This is a genomic window from Agromyces sp. NBRC 114283 (genome assembly GCF_030268405.1).
In the GTDB taxonomy this organism is placed as follows: Bacteria; Actinomycetota; Actinomycetes; order Actinomycetales; family Microbacteriaceae; genus Agromyces; species Agromyces mediolanus.
This window is the reverse complement of record NZ_BSQP01000001.1, coordinates 413,461-432,406: the sequence shown is the minus strand read 5'-3', so window position 1 is coordinate 432,406 and position 18,946 is coordinate 413,461. Positions and strand designations below refer to the sequence as shown.

21 protein-coding genes are annotated in these 18,946 nt (G+C 71.8%); 4 read left to right on the top strand and 17 right to left on the bottom strand.

What is annotated here, in order from left to right; all coding sequences use genetic code 11:
* Nucleotides 1-29 precede the first annotated feature (29 nt).
* Nucleotides 30-1,133, bottom strand: a complete 1,104-nt coding sequence (locus tag QSJ60_RS02040) for a histidinol-phosphate transaminase (protein ID WP_285462328.1) — start codon at nucleotides 1,131-1,133, stop codon at nucleotides 30-32.
* Between the two features lie 138 nt (nucleotides 1,134-1,271).
* On the opposite strand from QSJ60_RS02040, the gene QSJ60_RS02035 reads away from it, so the two are divergent.
* Nucleotides 1,272-1,655, top strand: a complete 384-nt coding sequence (locus QSJ60_RS02035) for a phage holin family protein (protein WP_230765204.1) — start codon at nucleotides 1,272-1,274, stop codon at nucleotides 1,653-1,655.
* Here QSJ60_RS02035 and QSJ60_RS02030 read toward each other — a convergent pair.
* The 3 genes from QSJ60_RS02030 to QSJ60_RS02020 form a co-directional block, all read right to left on the bottom strand.
* Nucleotides 1,630-3,129 (bottom strand): hypothetical protein, encoded by a 1,500-nt coding sequence (locus tag QSJ60_RS02030; RefSeq protein ID WP_285462327.1) that lies wholly within the window; start codon nucleotides 3,127-3,129, stop codon nucleotides 1,630-1,632. The two genes, QSJ60_RS02035 and QSJ60_RS02030, sit on opposite strands and share 26 nt — an antisense overlap.
* Nucleotides 3,126-3,539: a hypothetical protein gene (locus tag QSJ60_RS02025; protein WP_285462326.1), complete on the bottom strand. Its 414-nt coding sequence runs from the start codon at nucleotides 3,537-3,539 to the stop codon at nucleotides 3,126-3,128. The genes QSJ60_RS02030 and QSJ60_RS02025 overlap by 4 nt, the downstream gene beginning before the upstream one ends.
* Before the next feature lie 103 nt (nucleotides 3,540-3,642).
* Nucleotides 3,643-4,527: an aminoglycoside phosphotransferase family protein gene (locus tag QSJ60_RS02020; RefSeq protein WP_285462325.1), complete on the bottom strand. Its 885-nt coding sequence runs from the start codon at nucleotides 4,525-4,527 to the stop codon at nucleotides 3,643-3,645.
* 127 nt (nucleotides 4,528-4,654) lie between these two features.
* Between QSJ60_RS02020 and QSJ60_RS02015 the strand changes: the two genes are divergently transcribed.
* Together QSJ60_RS02015 and purB are read left to right on the top strand one after the other, a co-directional pair.
* The gene (locus tag QSJ60_RS02015; protein WP_285462324.1) at nucleotides 4,655-5,182 is read left to right on the top strand and encodes a low molecular weight protein-tyrosine-phosphatase; all 528 of its coding nucleotides are present in this window, start codon (nucleotides 4,655-4,657) and stop codon (nucleotides 5,180-5,182) included.
* Nucleotides 5,179-6,558, top strand: coding sequence for an adenylosuccinate lyase (gene purB / locus QSJ60_RS02010; protein WP_285462323.1), 1,380 nt, complete (start codon nucleotides 5,179-5,181; stop codon nucleotides 6,556-6,558). Before QSJ60_RS02015 ends, purB begins: the two co-directional genes overlap by 4 nt.
* A 42-nt stretch (nucleotides 6,559-6,600) precedes the next feature.
* On the opposite strand, the gene QSJ60_RS02005 is transcribed toward purB, so the two are convergent.
* Entirely contained in the window at nucleotides 6,601-7,209 is a 609-nt protein-coding gene (locus tag QSJ60_RS02005; protein ID WP_189084012.1) for a DUF2165 domain-containing protein, read from the bottom strand.
* A 151-nt stretch (nucleotides 7,210-7,360) separates the two neighbouring features.
* Here QSJ60_RS02005 and QSJ60_RS02000 point away from each other — a divergent pair, with 151 nt between their 5' ends.
* On the top strand, nucleotides 7,361-7,867 hold the full coding sequence (locus QSJ60_RS02000) for an Lrp/AsnC family transcriptional regulator (protein WP_229781518.1): 507 nt from the start codon (nucleotides 7,361-7,363) through the stop codon (nucleotides 7,865-7,867).
* 27 nt (nucleotides 7,868-7,894) lie between these two features.
* Here QSJ60_RS02000 and QSJ60_RS01995 read toward each other — a convergent pair whose 3' ends face one another.
* From QSJ60_RS01995 to pntB, 12 genes are all read right to left on the bottom strand, one after another.
* The gene (locus tag QSJ60_RS01995) at nucleotides 7,895-8,371 is read right to left on the bottom strand and encodes an Lrp/AsnC family transcriptional regulator (RefSeq protein ID WP_189084011.1); all 477 of its coding nucleotides are present in this window, start codon (nucleotides 8,369-8,371) and stop codon (nucleotides 7,895-7,897) included.
* A 58-nt stretch (nucleotides 8,372-8,429) separates the two neighbouring features.
* Complete coding sequence (locus QSJ60_RS01990; RefSeq protein WP_285462322.1) at nucleotides 8,430-9,170, bottom strand: 3-keto-5-aminohexanoate cleavage protein; 741 nt, start codon at nucleotides 9,168-9,170, stop codon at nucleotides 8,430-8,432.
* An 85-nt stretch (nucleotides 9,171-9,255) separates the two neighbouring features.
* Complete coding sequence (locus QSJ60_RS01985; RefSeq protein ID WP_285462320.1) at nucleotides 9,256-9,942, bottom strand: RraA family protein; 687 nt, start codon at nucleotides 9,940-9,942, stop codon at nucleotides 9,256-9,258.
* Between the two features lie 46 nt (nucleotides 9,943-9,988).
* Nucleotides 9,989-10,789, bottom strand: coding sequence for a carbon-nitrogen hydrolase family protein (locus tag QSJ60_RS01980; RefSeq protein WP_189084008.1), 801 nt, complete (start codon nucleotides 10,787-10,789; stop codon nucleotides 9,989-9,991).
* A gap of 52 nt (nucleotides 10,790-10,841) precedes the next feature.
* On the bottom strand, nucleotides 10,842-11,969 hold the full coding sequence (locus QSJ60_RS01975; RefSeq protein WP_285462319.1) for an ABC transporter ATP-binding protein: 1,128 nt from the start codon (nucleotides 11,967-11,969) through the stop codon (nucleotides 10,842-10,844).
* A gap of 43 nt (nucleotides 11,970-12,012) precedes the next feature.
* Nucleotides 12,013-13,071 (bottom strand): ABC transporter substrate-binding protein, encoded by a 1,059-nt coding sequence (locus tag QSJ60_RS01970; RefSeq protein ID WP_189084006.1) that lies wholly within the window; start codon nucleotides 13,069-13,071, stop codon nucleotides 12,013-12,015.
* A 105-nt stretch (nucleotides 13,072-13,176) separates the two neighbouring features.
* Nucleotides 13,177-13,959 carry an ABC transporter permease gene (locus QSJ60_RS01965; protein ID WP_189084005.1) on the bottom strand — a complete coding sequence of 261 codons (783 nt, stop codon included), beginning with the start codon at nucleotides 13,957-13,959 and terminating at the stop codon, nucleotides 13,177-13,179.
* Nucleotides 13,960-13,961: 2 nt separating this feature from the next.
* Entirely contained in the window at nucleotides 13,962-14,864 is a 903-nt protein-coding gene (locus QSJ60_RS01960) for an ABC transporter permease (protein WP_229781517.1), read from the bottom strand.
* 198 nt (nucleotides 14,865-15,062) lie between these two features.
* Nucleotides 15,063-15,455 (bottom strand): hypothetical protein, encoded by a 393-nt coding sequence (locus QSJ60_RS01955; RefSeq protein WP_285462318.1) that lies wholly within the window; start codon nucleotides 15,453-15,455, stop codon nucleotides 15,063-15,065.
* Nucleotides 15,452-16,045, bottom strand: coding sequence for a hypothetical protein (locus tag QSJ60_RS01950; RefSeq protein WP_285462317.1), 594 nt, complete (start codon nucleotides 16,043-16,045; stop codon nucleotides 15,452-15,454). Before QSJ60_RS01950 ends, QSJ60_RS01955 begins: the two co-directional genes overlap by 4 nt.
* A gap of 132 nt (nucleotides 16,046-16,177) precedes the next feature.
* Nucleotides 16,178-17,377 carry a Fic family protein gene (locus QSJ60_RS01945; protein ID WP_352230678.1) on the bottom strand — a complete coding sequence of 400 codons (1,200 nt, stop codon included), beginning with the start codon at nucleotides 17,375-17,377 and terminating at the stop codon, nucleotides 16,178-16,180.
* A gap of 146 nt (nucleotides 17,378-17,523) precedes the next feature.
* A complete protein-coding gene (gene pntB / locus QSJ60_RS01940) occupies nucleotides 17,524-18,945 on the bottom strand; it encodes a Re/Si-specific NAD(P)(+) transhydrogenase subunit beta (RefSeq protein ID WP_285462316.1) in 1,422 nt (473 codons plus the stop codon).
* Between the last annotated feature and the right edge of the window lies 1 nt (nucleotide 18,946).

The following is an 18,946-nucleotide window of genomic DNA, read 5'->3' as shown; positions in this document are numbered from 1 at the left end:
GCTATCCGTTCGTTTCGACGGGGTTCTTGTCAACCCTCGACAAGCTCATTCAGAATCCGGAGGAGGATGTCGACAGACTCCTCTTCACCGATCGAGACGCGGATGCCCTCCGGCGGGAAGGCCCGGGTCACGAGTCCCGCGTCGAAGAGGCGCTCGGCGATCTCGCTCGTGCGCTCGCCCACCGGGAGCCAGATGAAGTTCGCCTGGCTGACCGGGATCGGCCAGCCCTGGGCGAGCAGCGCGGCGCGCACGCGGTCGCGCCGCTCGGCGATGACCTCGACGCGCTCGCGCAGCTCGGCCTCGGCGGCCGGCTCGAGGGAGGCGACCGCGGCGGCGCTCGCGGCGGCGGTGACGCCCAGCGGGATGGCGGTCGCGCGCGCGGCGTCGAGGATGCCGACCGGGCCGATCGCGTAGCCGACGCGCAGCCCGGCGAGGCCGTAGGCCTTGGAGAAGGTGCGCAGCACGACGAGGTTCGGATACCGGCCGATGAGCTCGCGGCCATCGACGGCGTCGGTGTCGCGCACGAACTCGACGTAGGCCTCGTCGAGCAGCACGAGCCGGTCGGCGGGGATGCGGGCGAGGAACGCGTCGAGCTCGGCCCGGGTGATCGTGACCCCGGTCGGGTTGTTCGGCGTGCAGACGATGACGACGCGGGTGCGCTCGGTCACGGCGTCGGCGATGGCGTCGAGGTCGTGCCCGTGGTCGGGGCGGTTCGGCACGGCGACGCTCGTGGCGCCGGCGATCGTGACGAGCCCCGGGTAGGCCTCGAAGGATCGCCAGGAGTAGACGACCTCGTCGCCGGGTGCTGCGGCGGCGAGGATGAACTGGGCGATGAGCGCCACCGAGCCCGCGCCGATGATGACCTCGTCAGCGGAGACCCCGAAGCGGGCGGCCAGCACCTCGCGCAGGGCCAGCGCGGTCGCGTCGGGGTAGCGGTTGATCGTGCCGGCGGTCTCGGCGACCGCCTGCTGCACCGAGGGCAGGGGATCGAAGGGGTTCTCGTTGCTCGAGAGTTTGAACCCGTCGGCGGGCGCGGGGCGCCCCTGGCGGTACGGCGGCAGGGCCGCGATCTCGGGGCGCAGGCGCACCCCGGTGCTGGCAGACTCCGTTGCGGTCGACTCCGTTGCGGTCACGCGTTCCACCGTACTCCGTCGCATATTCCGTGAGCGGTTCGGCTCCGCGCCCCCGTCGCGCAGCAATTTGCTTACCGGATCGGACATTCGGGGGCCAGCCCCCTTCGCAGACGCCCTCACCTCTGGGAGAGTGGCGGTATGCGCTTCATCGTCAAAACCATCGTCGTCGCGCTCGCGCTCTGGCTGACCACGTTCATCGTGGCGGGCGTCTCGGTCGTGCCCTACGAGGACACGCAACTCGCCACGATCCTCACCTACCTGCTGGTGGCCGCGATCTTCGGCGTCGTCAATGCCATCGTCGGCGGGTTCATCAGAGTGGTGGCCTTCCCGATCTATGTCATCACGCTGGGCCTCATCTCGTTCATCGTCAACGGACTGCTGCTGCTGCTCGTGGACTGGATCAGCGGGCTCATCGGCTTCGGCCTCGAAGTCGACGGCTTCTGGTGGGGCGTGCTCGGCGCGCTCGTGCTCGGCCTGATCAGCTGGCTCATCGGGCTCATCGTGCGCCCTTCGAAGGACTGACGGCTTCTTCTGGATCGCGCTCCGCGAGCCAGAAGGACGCCTCGCCCTCGCGCCCGGCCGTGAAGTCGGTGACGAGCGCGCTGAACTCCGCGAGGCGCGGGTCTGCCGAGGCATCCACGAGCTCCGCCGTGCGCCGATAGGCCTCGAGTTCGTGCGCCGTGAGGATCGGGCCCGGCTGCTCGGGCGGCGTCGCCACCTCGCGCCGCACGAGCAGCGGCCCGAGTGGCCGGTCAGCTCCACCCGAGCCCGGCACCAGGTCGTCGTGGTGCTCGAGGTTCAGCAGCGGTGCCGCCGGGTCGACCCGCGCCGGCCCGCCGAGGTTCGCACCGGCCGTGAATCCGAGCTCGGGATCGCCCATCAGATCGGCGACGATCGCCCCGCCGCCCGAATAGCCGATGCCGATGAGCTCGTCGCCGGGCTGCACCCCGGCCTCGGCGAGCGCCAGACGAACGGCGCGCTCACCGGCCCCGGCGGGCACCCTCTCGGGCACGAGCTCGCCCCCTCGCCCGGCCACGGTGTGCACGTTGCTCGTCATGTCGAAGGGCTGCGGCCCGGGGACGACGGAGGAGTCGACCGTGCCGGAGACGTAAACCACCCAGCGCCGCACTCCACCATCGCGGCCACTCCCACCGTCGGGCGCGGGGTACTGCTCGATGCGGATCTGCGGCGCCCCCTCGCGCGGGGCGGGCACGCGCGCCGCGAGTCCGGCCACCCCCACCGGCGGTGGCACCGGCAAGGCGGCCGCGGGCGTCGCAGCACCTCGCGCGCCGCCGGGAGCGCCCGTCGGCTCGGCGACTCGACGCACCCCGACCGAGCCTTCGGCCAGGAGCCCGACGCCGAGCCCGCCGAGGAGGGACGCCCCGAGCACGATCGCGTTGGCGGAGTCGGGCGCGTCGACGTGGCGCCCGAGCGCCAGCGCGGTGGGGAGGGGGACCCCGATCGCGCCGGCGAGCAGCTCGTCGCTCGAATCGAGCGCGACGCCGAGCGCCTCGCCGGCCCCCGCCTGCACGAGGAACTGTCGAAGGAGCGGGAGCGCGCCCTCGCGCGGCACCCCGAACGCCTCGAGGAGGCGGTCGCCGAGAAAGGCCCCGCCCGCCGCGGCCAGCAGCGGCCACGCCAGGAACCGAGCCGAGGCGCCGAGCGTCCACGCGGCGAACTGCCCCGCGACCTCGCCCAGCGCACCGAGCCGCTGCTCCACGTCGCCGTAGCGCTGGGCGGCTTCATCGAGATTGCGCCCGAGCGACGCGGCGAGCTCGGCGGCCTGCCCGAACTGGTGGGTCGCGAGGGCGAGCTCGTGCTCGGCGCGCCCGGCTCCACCGCCGGCGCGGCCGATCGCGGCGAGCAGCCCCGCCGCGAGCTCGGCGAGCCGGGAGCAGCCGGCTTCGGCCACCGCGAGCCGAGCCGCCTCGGCGAAGAGCTCGTCGACGGCGACCGCGGTGCCGCCTCCGCCCGAGACGATCAGCTCGCCGCTCATCGCCACCCCCACGCGGTCGGTCCACCGAGTGCGCCGGGGGCTGGGCCCGCGCCCGGACCGGAGCCGGACCCCGGCGCGGCCACGAGCTGAGCCAGGGCCTCGTCTCGCTCCCGCTCCAGCCGGATCAGTGTGGCGTTCAGCTCGAGCTCGGCCTGTTCGAGCGCCGAGCGGGCGAGGCCGACCCGGGAGACGAGCTCTTCGAGGCGCGCCTCGTAGTGCTCGGCGGCAGCCGATCGCCAGCTCGCGCACCCGAGCAGCGGGAGCGAGTGCTGGAGGGCCGGAAGCTCGTCGAGCAGCGCCCGGGTCTGGGCAGCGGTGGCGCGCATCGCCTCGATGCGCTGGTCGAGACCGAGAAGCTCTGGCGCGAACTGGTCGGCGGGTGAGGGAGCGAAGGTCGGGGCAGGTGGCATCTCTCGAGCGTGCCCGGGCCGAGGCATCCGTCCGCCGTGCGAGGTGCGGTCGGGGGAGGAGCCGAGTCTCCGCGCACATGGGGAGGACGAGCGTCCGACGAGCTCAGCCGGAGACGAGCTCGGCGAGTGCGAGCGCCCCGAGCCGCCCCATGGCGCCGGTGACGCCCACCGTCTCGACGATGGCCGAGCCGACGGCGAGCGCCCAGCCGCGCGCCCGCCCCCAGTCGGCGTCGGAGAACGCGGGCAGCCCCGCGCGGAAGCGCTCCCGCCCGACCGCGTCGAAGCAGAGCCACGCGGCGGCGAGGTCGGTCGCGGGATCGCCCGCGGTCACGTCGCCGAAGTCGAGCACGGCGGCGAGGGGGCCGCCGGCGCGCTCGAGCAGCAGGTTCCCCGGATGCAGGTCGCCGTGCAGCCAGACGGGCGGTCCCGCCCAGCCGGGGGCAGCGAGGGCCGCCCGCCAGACGCGCTCGAGCGCGGCCCGGTCGGCGACCCCGTCGAGCACGCCGGAGGCGATCCGCGGCCCGACCACCGGGTCGCGTTCGACGAGGGGGACGCCGCGGTAGGGATTCGCCGGGGCATCCGCCGGCGCCTCGCGCTGGAGGGAGGCGACGAACGCCGCCAGTGCGGGTGCGGCCTCCCGCCGCGCGGCCGGCTCGAGCTCTACGGCCGCGACGCCGTCGAACCAGGGGCCGATGCTCCACACGAAGGGGTAGGCGGCGCTCGGCGCGCCGGCCCGCACGGGCACCGGGAGCGCGACGGGGGAGTGCCGGGCGAGCTCGGGCAGCCAGCGCAGCTCGTGCTCGACGAGCCGGGCGGCGAGGAGGCGACGAGGCATCCGGATCAGGTGGTCGTCGCCGAGCCGCAGCATCACGTTGTCCCAGCCGTTCGCCACGAGCCGCACCGGTGCGGCGAGATCCGGGTGCTGCTCGGCGACGAGCCGCGCGGCGAGTGCCTCGTCGATCTCGACGTCGGCGGTGGGCGCGTCCATGATCCCCCGGTCCTGCCCGCCGGTCGGGGTGCCGGCGGCGCCGACCCAGCGTAGCGCCGCGGCCGCCGGCGGGCGCGACCGCGAATGCCCCCTGTTCCCTGCCGGCCGATTCCAGCAGAATGGAGCCATGACGCGAGCGGAGCCAGTCGGCCTGCCCGCGCAGCCCTTCCGGGTCTCGTTCGTGTGCACCGGCAACATCTGCCGGTCGCCGATGGCGGAGGTCGTGCTGCGCGACCTCGCCACCCAGGCCGGCCTCGAACGTGCGCTGCGCGTCGACTCCGCCGGCACCGGCGACTGGCACGTGGGCGAGCGCGCCGACCACCGCACGATCGCCGCCCTCGAACGCGCCGGGTACGACGGCTCCCGGCACCGGGCGCGCCAGTTCGAGCCGGAGTGGTTCCGCGAACTCGACCTCGTGGTGGCGTTCGACCGCGGCCAGGCGCGGATCCTGCGCAACTGGGCGCACCACTCCGGCGAGCTCGACAAGGTGCGGCTGCTGCTCGAGTTCGAGCCGGAACCGACCAGCCTCGTCGACGTGCCCGACCCCTACTACTCCGACGATGCGATGTTCGATCGTGTGCTTGAGATGATAGAGCGGTCGACCACGGCGCTCTTCCGGCAACTCGCGCCGGCTCTCAGACAAGGAATCCGATGACTTCGCTGCCTCCCCAGCCGCTCAGCCCGCTCGATGGACGCTACCGCGCCGCCGTCGGAGACCTCGGCGAGCACCTGTCGGAAGCGGGCCTCAACCGGGCCCGCGTCCACGTCGAGATCGAGTGGCTGATCGCCCAGACCGACCGCGGCTTCTTCGGCACCTCCCCGCTCAGCGAGCACCAGAAGCAGGCGCTGCGCCAGGTCGTCGCCGACTTCGGCCAGCCCGACATCGACGAGCTCGGCTCGCTCGAGGCGACCACCCGTCACGACGTCAAGGCCGTCGAGTACTACGTGCGCCGCCGCCTCTCCGACCTCGGCCTCGACGCGATCGCCGAGCTCACCCACTTCGCCTGCACGAGCGAGGACATCAACAACCTCTCCTACGCGATCACGGTGCGCGACGCGGTGCAGCAGGTCTGGCTGCCGAAGTACCGCGCGGTCGTCGCGGCGATCGCCGAGCTCGCGCGCGAGCACCGGGATGCCTCGATGCTCTCCCGCACGCACGGCCAGCCGGCCACCCCCTCGACGATGGGCAAGGAGCTGGCGGTCTTCGCGCACCGGCTCGAGCGCATCGCGAAGCAGATCGAGGCGACCGAGTACCTGGGCAAGTTCTCGGGCGCGACGGGCACCTTCTCTGCGCACGTCGTGGCGCTGCCGGATGCCTCGTGGCCCGAGGTGTCGCGCGAATTCGTCACCTCGCTCGGGCTGGACTGGAACCCGCTGACCACGCAGATCGAGTCGCACGACTGGCAGGCCGAGCTCTACGGCAAGGTCTCGCACGCGAACCGGGTGCTGCACAACCTCGCGACCGACATCTGGACGTACATCTCGCTCGGCTACTTCCGGCAGATCCCGGCGGCCGGCGCCACCGGCTCCTCGACGATGCCGCACAAGGTCAACCCGATCCGCTTCGAGAACGCCGAGGCGAACCTCGAGCTCTCGAGCGCCGTGCTCGACTCACTCGCGGCGACGCTCGTCACCTCGCGGCTGCAGCGCGACCTCACCGACTCGAGCGCGCAGCGCAACATCGGCGTCGGCTTCGGGCACTCGCTGCTCGCGCTCGACAACATCCAGCGCGGGCTCACCGAGATCGACCTCGACCGGGAGCTGCTGCTCGCCGACCTCAACGGCAACTGGGAGGTGCTCGGCGAGGCGATCCAGACCGTCATCCGCGGCGAGGTCGTGGCGGGGCGGTCGACGATCAGCGACCCGTACGCGCTGCTCAAGGAGCTCACCCGCGGCAAGCGGGTCGGTGCGGTCGAGCTCGCGGCGTTCGTCGAGGGCCTCGAGATCGGGGATGCCGCGAAGCAGCGTCTGCTCGCGCTCACCCCGGCCTCGTACACCGGCCTCGCCGACGAGCTCGTCGACCGCCTGTAGGGCGCGGGGCCGGGCGGCGGCGCCTCGGCGCGGGGCGCGCCGCTAGGCGCGCGCCCGAACCTCCGCCGCCCGCCAGTGGGCGCTCGGCAGGTGGATGACGACGAGCGCGATGAGCGCGAGCACCGAGTTCCGGAACGCCGGGTCGAGGCCGTTCCACGAGGTCGACTTCCACATCTGGAACCACTCGCCACCGATCGTGATGAACCCGCCCATGAACAGCACGAGGAGCATCAGCAGGCCGATCGTCGAGAGCGCCCGGGCGACGCGGTAGCCGCGGTGGCGCTCTCGGATCCAGAACACGACCGCGGCGATCAGCACGATCGCCGTCGCCGACTCCCAGACGATGACGCCGAGGTAGCCGAGGTTCTGCAGCACCGGATCGGTGATCGCCCGCCACATCACGTCGGGATCGAGGTCCTCGCCGGCGGGGGCGCCGAAGTTCGTGGTGTCCATCGCGAGCACGTGCTGCACGAAGGCCTGATTGGTGCCGAAGTCGGTGATGTTCCCGAACGCGACCAGCAGGATGTAGAGCCCGTTGAGCCCGACGAGCACGGCCGCGACGACCGGCAGCGTGCCGAGGCGGAGCCAGCCGCGCGTCGGTTCGTCGGGTGCGCCGAGCTCGGCGGCGGGGGCGGAACGGTGGTCGGACACGGCGTCTCCTCACTCGAACTGGATCCTCGTCGATCCGATCGAACCGTACCGCGGGGCGTGCGACCGTCGGCGGAGCGACCCGCCCGGCCGCGGCAGGGGCGGGTGCCGTCCGCGCGGTGCCGGGCCGCCGCGCAGGGACTACGCTGACTTCGTGGAAGCCGCGCGTCACCCGAGGGACCCCATCCTCGACGACGTCGACCGGGAGATCATCGATCAGCTCCGGGTCGACGGACGCCGCTCCTTCGCCGAGATCGGGCGTCGGATCGGCTTCTCCGAGCCGACCATCCGCCAGCGCTACAACCGGCTCGTCTCGCTCGGCGTGATCTACGTCGCCGGGATGTACGACGAGACGAAGATCGGCGGCATCGCCGCGCACGTCGGCATCCGCGTCGCGGAGGTGCCCGTCGCGCGGGTCGCCGAGCAGCTCGCCGACCACCCGCAGATCAAGTACGTGGCGTGCACGCTCGGCTACTACGACATCATCCTCGACGTGGTCGCGCCCGACGCCCAGGCCCTCGGCAAGATCGTGCTGCAGGACCTGCGGCGCATCCGCGGCATCTCCGACCTCGAGACGCTCACGGTGCTCGAGGTGCGCAAGGACACCTACCTCTGGCAGGGCTTCCGCGAGCCCTCGCCGCTCGCCCAGCTCGGCGACTGAGTCGTCACGCGCCCGCCGGCGCGCGGCTCAGCCGTCGGGATCGCTGATGCTCTGCCCCGCGGTGCCGCGCAGGCCGCCCCAGCTGTAGTCCTTCGCGAGCGAGGTGACGATGATCGGCTGGATGGCGGCGACGCCCGGGTGCCGGCGGATCTCGTCGAGCAGGTCGATGAGCTGCGGCTGGTCGCGGCACGTCGCCTCGAGGTAGAGGTCGTGCGACCCTGCGACGAGGGCGACGTGGTTGATCTGGCTGATGCCGACGAGCCCGTCGGCGACGGCGAGCGGCGTGAGGTTGCGCACCCGCAACAGCAGGCGCACGACCTGGTGCCCGAGCAGCAGCGCGTTGCAGAGGGCGACGATCATGATGACGTCGTCCTCCTCGAGCTTCGCGAGGCGCGTGCGCACCGTCGATTGCGAGACGCCGAGGTCGTCGGCGAGCGCCGCGAAGGTGCGTCGCCCGTCACGGGCGAGCAACTCGATCAGCTTGCGGTCGAGGTCGTCGATCATGCGGCACCGGCCTCCCTTCCACGAGGGTATCGCGGGGCGGGAGGCCGGCCGGGTCGACTCAGACGCGGGACGGCGTCGCGCGCTCGAGCGCACGCACGGCGCGCACGAGCTCCGCGTTGTCGGCGGGCGTGCTGCCGTCGGCGAGCAGCACGCCGTCCTCGAAGCCGATGCGGGTCTCGCAGCCGTCGGCGATCGCCGCCTCGACGACGGGCCAGACGGTCTCGTCGTAGCCGTGGTAGAGGATCGGCGCTGTGACGCCGGCCTCCCGCAGCACCGCGGCGATCTCGCGGCACTGGGCCACGGCGGCCTCGGCATCCTCGGTCTCCGGCTCGATCAGCACGCGGACGTTCCGGTGCAGCGTCGGCGAGGCGAGCAGCGCCGGTACGTCGTCCATCGACCACACCGCCGACTCGAGCACCATGCCGCGCTCGAGCACGAGCACGGCGGCCTCGGCGGCGCCCTCCTCGCAGAAGGCGACCGAGGCGAAGTCGGGCAGGGCGTCCGCCGGCCAGGCGGCGAGGTGGGCCATCCGCTCGGCGTGCGAGGCGACCGTCCAGAGCCCCGTCGTCGTGCCGATCACGACCGCGGGGTCGGCCGCACGCATCGCGCGCACCCACGCCCCGATCGCCTCGGGACGGATCGTCTGCTCGCCGTCCTCGTCGATGACGTGGGCGTGCACGACGTCCGCGCCCGCCGCGATCGCGGCGACGCTGGCGGCGACGATCTCCTCGGTGGAGCGGGGGACCGCCGGGTGCTCGGTGACCGGGCGGCCGCCGTTGATGGCGGCTTTGAGCAGCATGGGATGCCTTTCCTAGGTGTTTCTCGGCATGGCGGAGCACGGCCGACGGAGCCGAAGGCCGCCGACCGCGAGTGGGAGCGCCGCGCTACTGGGGCGTGGTGCGCGCCAGGAGCTCGGCGACGGTGTCGCTGGCGCCGGTGAGCGACCCGAGCGGCTCGCCCCGGCGGAGGTCGGCGATGAGGTCGGGCTCCTCGGCGTCGTCCTCGAGCGCGAGGTCGACGAGGCGCTCGAGCACCTCGACGGGCACGACGAGCACGCCGTTCGCGTCGGCGAGCACGACGTCTCCGGGGTGCACGACCGCGCCGCCGCAGGTGACGGGGACGTTCACGCCGCCCGCGTCGATGCCGTGCAGCTTCGTGGTGAGCATGCTCGTGCCGCGGGCATGCACGGTGAGCCCCAGCTCGGCGATCTCGTCGACGTCGGTCACGACGCCGTCGACCACCGCGCCGGCGGCGCCGCGGGCGACGAGCTGGGCGGCGACGACCTCGCCGAGCGGCGCGTGGCGGCGGTCGCCGCCGGTGTCGAGCACGAGCACCTGGCCGGCGCCGATGAGCCCCGCGGCGTGGTGCAGGGCGGTCGAGTCGCTCGCGGTCGTGCGCATGGTGAAGGCGGTGCCGATGACCCGGCCGCCGGCCGCGACGATGCGGCGCACCTCCGGGTCGACGAAGCCCTCCTCGAGGTAGTGGCCGAGGGTGGGGAAGCTCAGCCGTTCGAGCTTCTCGCGGAGCGGCTGGGGGAGGGAGGCGGGGGCAGTCCCGGTGTGGAAGAACATGGTCCTCTTTCTGGGTGGGTCAGGCGAGGGGGTCGGGCGAGGCGGCTCAGGCGAGGGTGTACGCGAGCTCGATGCGCCGATTGTCGAGGGCGGGCAGCATGGCGCGCGCCCGCTCCGAGCGCTCGAGGTCGAGCTCGGCGACGACGAGGCCCTCGTCGTGGGCGTTGAGCCCGGCGACGACGACGCCGAGCGGGTCGATGACCCGGCTCAGGCCGGCCGAGTCGGGGCCGACGGTCGCCGAGGCGAGCAGCCAGCTGACGTTCTCGATCGCGCGGGCCTGAGTGAGCACCGACCAGTGCTCCTCCTTGCCCTTGCCGGAGACCCAGGCCGCCGAGAGCGCGATAACGTCGACGCCCCGGTCGGCGAGGCTGCGGAACAGCTCGGGGAAGCGCACGTCGTAGCAGTTGGCGAGGCCGATGCGCACGCCGTCGATCTCGATCACGGGCGGCAGCTCGGCGCCGCGCGTGACGTACGCCGACTCCTGGTAGGCGAAGGCGTCGTAGGTGTGCAGCTTGTGATACCTCGCGAGCTCGGCGCCCGAGGCATCCACCGCGATCATCGTGTTGAAGGGCCGGCCGCCGGGGTTCGGCTCGTAGCCGGCCGCGATGACGGCGATGCCGTGCTCGCGGGCGAGCTCGGCGACGAGCGCCTCGAAGCGCGGCCAGACGGCCGGGAGGATCTCGTCGAAGCGGGGCTTCAGCTCGTCCTCGGCGAGGAGCATCGCCTCCTCGGGGAAGACGACGAGGCGGGCGCCGCGCTCGGCGGCCTCGGCCGTGAAGCGGCGGATGGTGGCGAAGTTCTCCTCGGCGTCGATGCCGGGGGAGGTCTGGGCGACGGCGACTCGCATCGCGCGGCTCCTCTCGTGTGAAGGGTCGATGGTGGGGGCGGTGGGGCGTTCGTCAGCGCACGACGATGCGGGCGTCCTGCGGCCGCCAGCTGAGGCTGAGCCGGTCGCCGGCGGCGAGGCCGGGCAGGTCGCGCTCCTTGGCGAGACTGGAGACGGATGCCCGCAGCAGGTGCTCCCCGACGCGGAGGTGCAGGTGCCACTCCTCGCCGAGGAAGGTGAGCGTCTCCGCGACGCCGACGACGCCGTCGCCCTCGCCCGCGCGGCGCACCTCGATGCGCTCGGGGCGGAGCAGCAGCGTGCCCGCCCGCGGCGTCGGCACGGTCTCGCCGAGCACCCCGCGCAGCGCGCCGACGCCCGGCACCTCGACCGCGACCTCCTCGCCCTCCGCACCGGCGGGCGCCTGGACGTCGAGCAGGTTGCAGCTGCCGATGAAGCCGGCGACGAAACGGGTCTCGGGGCGGTTGTAGATGTCCTCCGGCCCGGCGACCTGCTGCACGACGCCCTCCGACATGACCGCGATGCGGTCGGACATCGTGAGCGCCTCCTCCTGGTCGTGCGTCACGTAGATGAAGGTGATGCCGACCTCGCGCTGCATCCGCTTCAGCTCGTACTGCATCTCCTTGCGGAGCTGCTGGTCGAGCGCGCCGAGCGGCTCGTCGAGGAGCACGACCTTCGGCCCCGACACCACGGCGCGGGCGAGGGCGACGCGCTGCCGCTGCCCGCCCGACAGCTGGTCGGGCTTGCGGTCGCCGAGGTGACCGAGCTTCACGAGCTCGAGCGCCTCCGTGGTGCGGCGGTTCGCCTCTGCTTTGGCGACCCGCCGCACCCGGAGCTCGAACGCGACGTTCTCGAACACGGTGAGGTGGGGGAACAGCGCGTAGCTCTGGAACAGCATGTTGAGATCACGGTTCCGCGTCGGCACATCGGTGACGTCGACGCCGCCGAGCCGCACCCGGCCCGAGCTCGGCGTCTCGAAGCCGGTGATCATCCGCATCAGCGTCGTCTTGCCGCATCCGGACGGTCCGAGGATGGAGAAGAACTCGTTCTCCCGGATCTCGAGGTCGAGCGGGTGCACCGCGAGGTGCCCGGCGAACTCCTTCGAGAGCCCCTGGATCTCGACGGCCGGGGCCGTCGTCGGCGCGGTGGTGTCGGCCGCGGCTGAGGTGGTCTGCGTCGTCATGATCTCGATCTGCTGTTCGTGGCGGACAGGGGTCGGGCCCGGGTCAGGAGGCCTTCACGCGGGTCCAGCCGTCCTGGTAGAAGCGCATGGCCTTGCCCGGGTCGACGATGAAGTCCGCGTTCGCGACCTGCTCGTCCGAGGCGTAGACCGCCGCGTTGCTGAGCAGGCCCTGGTCGGTGACGTGCTCCTGCGCCGCGGCGTTCGCGCTCGCGAGGCCGCCGTCGTTCGTCGCCATCGCGGCGATCTCGGGACGGAGCAGGAAGTTGATGAACTCGTAGGCCGCGTCCTGGTGCGGGGCGCCCTTCGCGATCGAGAGGCCGTCGACCCAGAGGCTGCCGCCCTCCTCGGGGAGCACGTAGTGCACGTCGGGGTTCTGCTCGACGATCTTCGCCGTGCTGGTGCCGCCCCACGCCTCCGAGATGCAGACGTCGCCGCTCGCGACGAGCTCGCCGTAGTTCGTGGAGTTGTAGCCGGAAAGCAGCGGCTTCTGCTCGATGAGGGACTCGGTCGCCTTCGCGATCTCGGCCTCGTCCGTGCTGTCGGCGCCGTAGCCGTTCACCTGCAGGCCCGCGATGTACGCGGCGAGCATGTTGTCGAGCATGTTGATCTTGCCCTTCCACTTCGGGTCGAAGAGGGAGGTCCAGCTCGTGATCTCCTCGCCGCCGGTGCACGCGGCGTTGTAGAGCAGGCCGGTCGTGCCCCACACCCACGGCACGGAGTACTGCAGGCCGGGGTCGTAGCTCGGGTCGGCGAACTTCGGCGCGAGGTTGTCGATGCCCTCGATCTTCGACTTGTCGAGCGGCTCAAGCAGCTCCTGGCCGACGAGCTGCTGCACGGCGTACTGGCTCGGCTCGACGATGTCGTAGCCGGAGTTGCCGGCGGCGAGCTTCGAGATCATCGTCTCGTTGCTGTCGAAGTTGTCGACGTTGACGGCGATGCCCGTCTCCTCGGTGAAGGCGTCGAACACGGTCTGGGGGATCTCGTCGGCCCAGGCGTAGACGTTGAGCTCGGTCGAGGGGCCGGCGTCGCCGCCGGTTCCGCTGCAGGAGGAGAGCGCCAGGGCGGCGACGACGCCGACGCTGGCGACGATCAGCTTCTTCATGACGTGGGTCCTTTCGATGGGGGATGGTGCTGCGGGGACTGCGTGGTGCTGGTGGTGCGTGCTGCGGTGGTGCTTGTGGTGCGGTTGGTGGCCGGCGGGCGCCGGTCAGGTGCGGGACTCGACGAGGATGCGCCGCATCTGGCTGACGCCGACGAGGAGCACGATGACGAGGGTGAGCAGGATGAGCAGCGCGCCGAGGGCGTTGATGCTCGGTGTGAGGCCGGTCTTCAGGCTGGAGTAGATCTTCAGCGGCAGCGTCGTGGAGCCCACGCCGCTCAAGAAGGTCGACATCACGATGTTGCTGAACGAGGTCGTGAAGCTCAGCAGCCAGGCGGCGACCACGGCGGGTCGCAGGAGCGGGAAGTAGACGCGGGTGAAGGTCTGCCACGGCGTGCAGCCGAGGTCGGTGGCCGCCTCGGGCAGGCTCGGGTCGAGCATCGCGGCCGAGCTCATCAGCACGAGCGTGGCGAGCGGCAGCGAGACGATGAGGTGGCCGAGCACGAGGGTCAGGATGCCGAGCGGCACCTTCGTCGTGCTGAAGACGCTGAGCAGCGCGACGCCGAGCACGATCTCGGGCACGATCAGCGGCAGGGCGATGAGCGCCATCAGCGCGCCGCGTCCGCGTCCCCGGTACCTCGCGAGTCCGAGGGCGAACATGATGCCGATGATCGTCGCGACCGTCGCCGTGATGACCGCCACGAGGGCGCTCGTGCGCAGCGTCTGCATCAGCGAGGCATCCTGGAACAGCTCGACGTACCACTGCAGGGTGAGCCCGTCGAAGCGGGTGTTCGTGCCCGCGGCGTTGAAGGAGTAGACGATCACCGCGACGATCGGGATGTAGAGGAAGACGAAGACGCCGCGGGCGATGCCGTTCACGATCCGGTCCATGCTCAGGCCTCCGTCTTCTTCGTCGTGGCGCGCTTCGTCGAGGAGCGCTTCAGCGCGAGCCCGACGAGCGCCATCGAGGCGAGCATCAGCACGAGCAGCACCATCGACACCGCCGCGCCCATGGGCTGGTTCCGGAACTCGGTGTAGAGGGTCACGATGAGATTGCCGACGAGGGGGTCCTTGCCGCCGCCGAGCAGGACGGGGATGACGAAGACGCCCATCGTGGGGATGAAGGTCAGCAGCGCGGCGCCGAGGATGCCGGGGCTCGACAGCGGCAGGATGACGCGGCGGTGCACGCCCCACCAGCTCGCGCCGAGGTCGGTGGCGGCCTCCTTCAGCGAGGGATCGATCGAGCGCATCGACGCATAGATCGGGAAGATCGCCGTCGGCAGGAAGGAGTAGAGCAGGCCGAGGACGACCGCGAGGTTGCTCGGGATCACCGAGAAGCCGGCGATGCCGAAGATGCCCAGGATGCCGGCGATGGGGCCGCCGGAGCCGAGGATCGTGATCCACGCGAAGGTGCGCACGAGGAAGTCGGTCCAGAAGGGGATGATGACGAGCAGCAGCAGGAAGCCCTGCCGGTTCGTCGGCCGCGACACGATGTAGTACGAGGTCAGGTAGCCGATGACGAGGCAGACGACGGTGTTCAGCAGGCCGAGGCCGAGCGAGAAGAGCAACGTCTTGGAGTACACGGGGTCGAGCAGCTTGGCGTAGTTCTCGAACGTGAGGCCGTCGGTGATGCCGCCGTAGTCGTCGGCGACGGCGAAGCTGTTGCGCGCCACGATGAACAGCGGCAGGACGCCGAGGAGCACCACCGAGGCGATCCCGGGGATGAGCAGCAGAAGCGAGCCGCGCTTCGGCTTCTCCTGACGACCCAGATGGATCGCCCGTGTGGTCGCGGTCACGTTGCTCCTTCGCAGCTCGCCGGTGATGGGGTGTTCACCATCATGAGCCGCCGAGCTGTGCCTGCGCTCGGCCCGGCGGCGCGGAATCCGTGGAAGTCGGCGGCAATCCTGACGGAGTCCGCGATGGGCCGCCCGGCCGCCGACGAGAACGGGCCGGCCACCGCAGCGCGGAGACCGGCCCGATCGGACGCGGGTCGTCTAGTTCGCGGGGGGCGTGGGCTCATCGTCGCCGGACGCGGAGCCGCCCGCGGGGGCGTCGCCGCCGGCGGGGGCGTCGCCCGCACCCGGCGCCGGGGCGCCGGGGGTTGCCGGCCCGGCGCCGTGGCCGGTGGACTGCGCGAGCTCGGCCTGCTCGAACGCGTCGGGCTTCAGCGCCATCTGCAGCAGCGCGAGCACCATCAGCACGACGATGAAGACGCCGCCGGTGCCGATCAGGGTCAGCATCCAGTCGCGCGTGGCGACGAGCACGACCACGCCGACGAAGATCGCGGCGATCGCGGCGCCGCCGACGTACTCGGCCGGGCGCAGCAGCTCGCGACGGCTCGGCTGATACGGCTCACGGGGCGGCTGGCCCGGGTTCTGCTGGGTCACGACTGCTCCGTTCCGGGGGTGGCGGCGCCGGCCGCCGGCGACTCGCCGCGGCCGGGAGCCGCGGCCCACTTCTGCGACAGGCCGCCGATGACGAGGTAGACGCCGAGGATCGCGAGGTAGGCGCCGAAGAAGCCGACCGCCGTCACCGAGTCGGGCGGCAGCAGCACGAAGAGCACCGCGAGCACCGCGGTGAAGACGCCCGCCGCGAGGCGGTCGCGCGCACCGGCATCCTTGCCGCGGCCGCGCAGGCCCAGGTAGAGCTCGAGAAACCCGGTGATCGCCGCCCAGGCGCTCACGAGGGTGAGGAAGAAGGGCAGACCGGCGGGAAGGGTGAGCGCGAGCAGACCCGCGACGGCGGTGACGATCGCCGAGACGAGCGTGACCGTCCGGGTGGTGCGGTCGGCGACGAACCGCAGGCTCAGGGCGCCGACGACGACCCCCGCGACGACGGCCCAGATCCCGAAGACGAGCAGGCCCATGGCGGGGGAGTGGTCCTGCGAGAAGGTGATGGCCGCCGTGGCGGCGAGGGCGAGCGCACCGCGGACGACGGGCACCGCCCAGTCCTGGGCGCGCGCGGATGCGGCGGTCACGGCGACCTCTTTCGCTGTCGATGGGTGCCCCGTCGCTGCCGGGGTACGCATCTATCCTACGCGCCGTCGAACTGGGGATTCGGCGTACGTCGGCGGGCCCGCGGGCGACGATGCGCAGTCCGCGGGATCGGGTCAACTGCGCCGGCTCCGCTCCGCGAACGCGTCGAGGTTCGCGATGAGGTCGCGCGCGACCCAGATCCGGTTGCGCTGACGCGAGTTCGCCTGGGTGAGGATGCCGCGATCGACGAGCGTTCCGATCGCGGAGAAGATCGCACGGCCCGACCGCGGCAGCCGATCCTGCATGAGACGCGAGTTCAGGACCGGATGCTCGAGCGCGAGGTCGGCGATCCTCCGGGCGACCGCGTCCGAGCGGATCCCCCGCAGCTTCGCTTCCCACGACTCCCTCGTCGCCTGGATATCGGCGAGGAGCTGCCGGCCGTTGACGACCGCGAGCACCGCGCCGTCGGCGAACACTCCGACGATCGGCTCGACGTCGCCCTCGCGGTAGCGGTCGAGCGCCGCGAAGTACCGGTCTCGCTGCTGGAGGATACCGGCCGAGATCGGAACGGTCACCGACCTCGTCAGTCCCGACCGCCGCAAGGCCGACTGCACCAGGGCGCGGCCCGTGCGCCCGTTGCCGTCTGGAAACGGGTGGATCGTCTCGAACTGGGCGTGCGCGACGGCGATGCTCGCGAGCGGGACCGCCGACGGCCGCAGCGAGAACTCGATCAGGTCGTCCAGCGCGGCCTCCACCCGCTCGTGGTGCGGTGGCACGAAGTCTGCGCCGTGCGGCGAGTACTGCGTCCGGTCGCCGCCGCCGATCCAGACCTGATCGGTGCGGTACCTGCCGACGATCCCCGGGTCCGACTCCTTCAGCAGCTCTCGGTGCATCGCGATGATCGTCTCGTGGTCGAGGCCGTGGGCGGCCTCGACGGCCGCTTCCATCGCCCGGACGTTGCTCACGATCAGCGGCGCGTTGCCATCGACTCGTTCCCCGAGCTCGGCCTCGGCGATCGCCCGTGCGCCGGACGTGAGGTTCTCGATCTGCGAGCTCGACGCCGACTCGCTGCGCAGCAGGATCGACGCGAACGGCGCAGTGACGGCACCGACCTCGGCGTCGAAGCGGACGAGCTGCTGCTGCGCGTTCTGGACGGCCTCGGCGAGCTCCTCGGAGAGCACGATGTCGAGATCCGCGATCCTCGGGGTGACCGCGGCCTCGTACGGGCGGGTGATGGTCGCGCGGACCGTCGCGGGGAGCACGTCCGACGGGACCTTCGGCGTCCACGGGCGTTCCTCGTAGCTCACCGCGGTCGGACCTGTCGGCTGAGACATTCGCATCCTTCACCACTCGCTCGGTGTAGTGAAGTTTAGCTACATAACCTTCACTAAGGCGAGACCCAAGCGAAGAGTATGCCGGCCGCACCCGGGCGCGACGATGCCCCGGGCCGTTCGGCCCGGGGCATCGCGCGACGCGCGGGCTACAGCGCCCGGAGGATGTCCTCGACCCGCTGCTTGGCGTCGCCGAACAGCATCTGCGCGTTGTCCCGCGTGAACAGCGGGTTCGCAACGCCCGCGTAGCCCGCCGACATCGAGCGCTTGAAGACGACCACGTTGCCCGCCTCCCAGACGCGCAGCACCGGCATCCCCGCGATGGGGCTGCCCGGGTCCTGCGCGGCCGCCGGGTTCACGGTGTCGTTCGCGCCGATCACCAGCACGACGTCGGTCTCGGCGAGGTCGTCGTTGATCTCGTCCATCTCCTCGACGATGTCGTACGGCACTTTCGCCTCCGCGAGCAGCACGTTCATGTGCCCGGGCAGGCGACCGGCGACCGGGTGGATGCCGAAGCGCACCTTCACCCCGCGCTCGCGCAGCCGGCTGGTGAGCTCGGCCACGGGGTACTGCGCCTGCGCCACCGCCATGCCGTAGCCGGGGGTGATGACGACGCTCGAGGCATCCCGCAGCAGTGCCGCCGCCGCCTCCGCGTCGAGCTCGCGCACCTCGCCCTCGACCTCGCCACTCGAGCTCGGCGCCGCGATGCCGAAGCCGCCAGCGATGACCGAGATGAACGAGCGGTTCATCGCCTTGCACATGATGTACGAGAGGTAGGCACCCGAGGAGCCGACGAGCGCGCCGGTGATGATGAGCAGGTCGTTGTTCAGCAGGAAGCCCGCGGCGGCCGCCGCCCAGCCCGAGTAGCTGTTCAGCATCGAGATGACAACGGGCATGTCGCCGCCGCCGATCGAGGCGACGAGGTGCCAGCCGAGCAGCAGCGCCAGCACCGTCACGACGACGAGCAGCCACAGCTCCGGCGTGATGACGTACCAGACGGTGAGGCCCACGAAGGCGACGAGCGCCCCGAGGTTCAGCGCGTTCTTGCCGGGCAGCATGAGCGGGGCCGACTTCATCCGCGCCGAGAGCTTCAGGAACGCGACGATCGAGCCGGTGAAGGTGACGGCGCCGATGAACACGCCGATGAAGACCTCGGCGTGGTGGATGTCGAGCAGGGCGCCCGACATCTCGGACTCCTCGAGCGCGCCGTTCCAGCCGACGAGCACGGCCGCGAGACCGACGAAGCTGTGCAGCAGGGCGATGAGCTCGGGCATGCCGGTCATCGCGACGACGCGGGCCCGCCAGAGGCCGATGGCGCCGCCGACGAGCACGGCGACGACGAGCAGGATGAGCCCCGTCGTGACGGAGGCCGTGCCCCAGGCGCCGGCGAGGGTCGCCCACACGGTCGCGACGAGCGCGATGACCATGCCGGCGATGCCGTAGCCGACACCGGCTCGGGCGGTTTCATGCTTGCTGAGGCCCGCGAGGCTGAGGATGAACAGCAGCGCGGCCACGAGGTACGCGGCGCCGGCCACGGAGCCGGCGACGGTGAGGGTCGAAAGCTCGGTCATC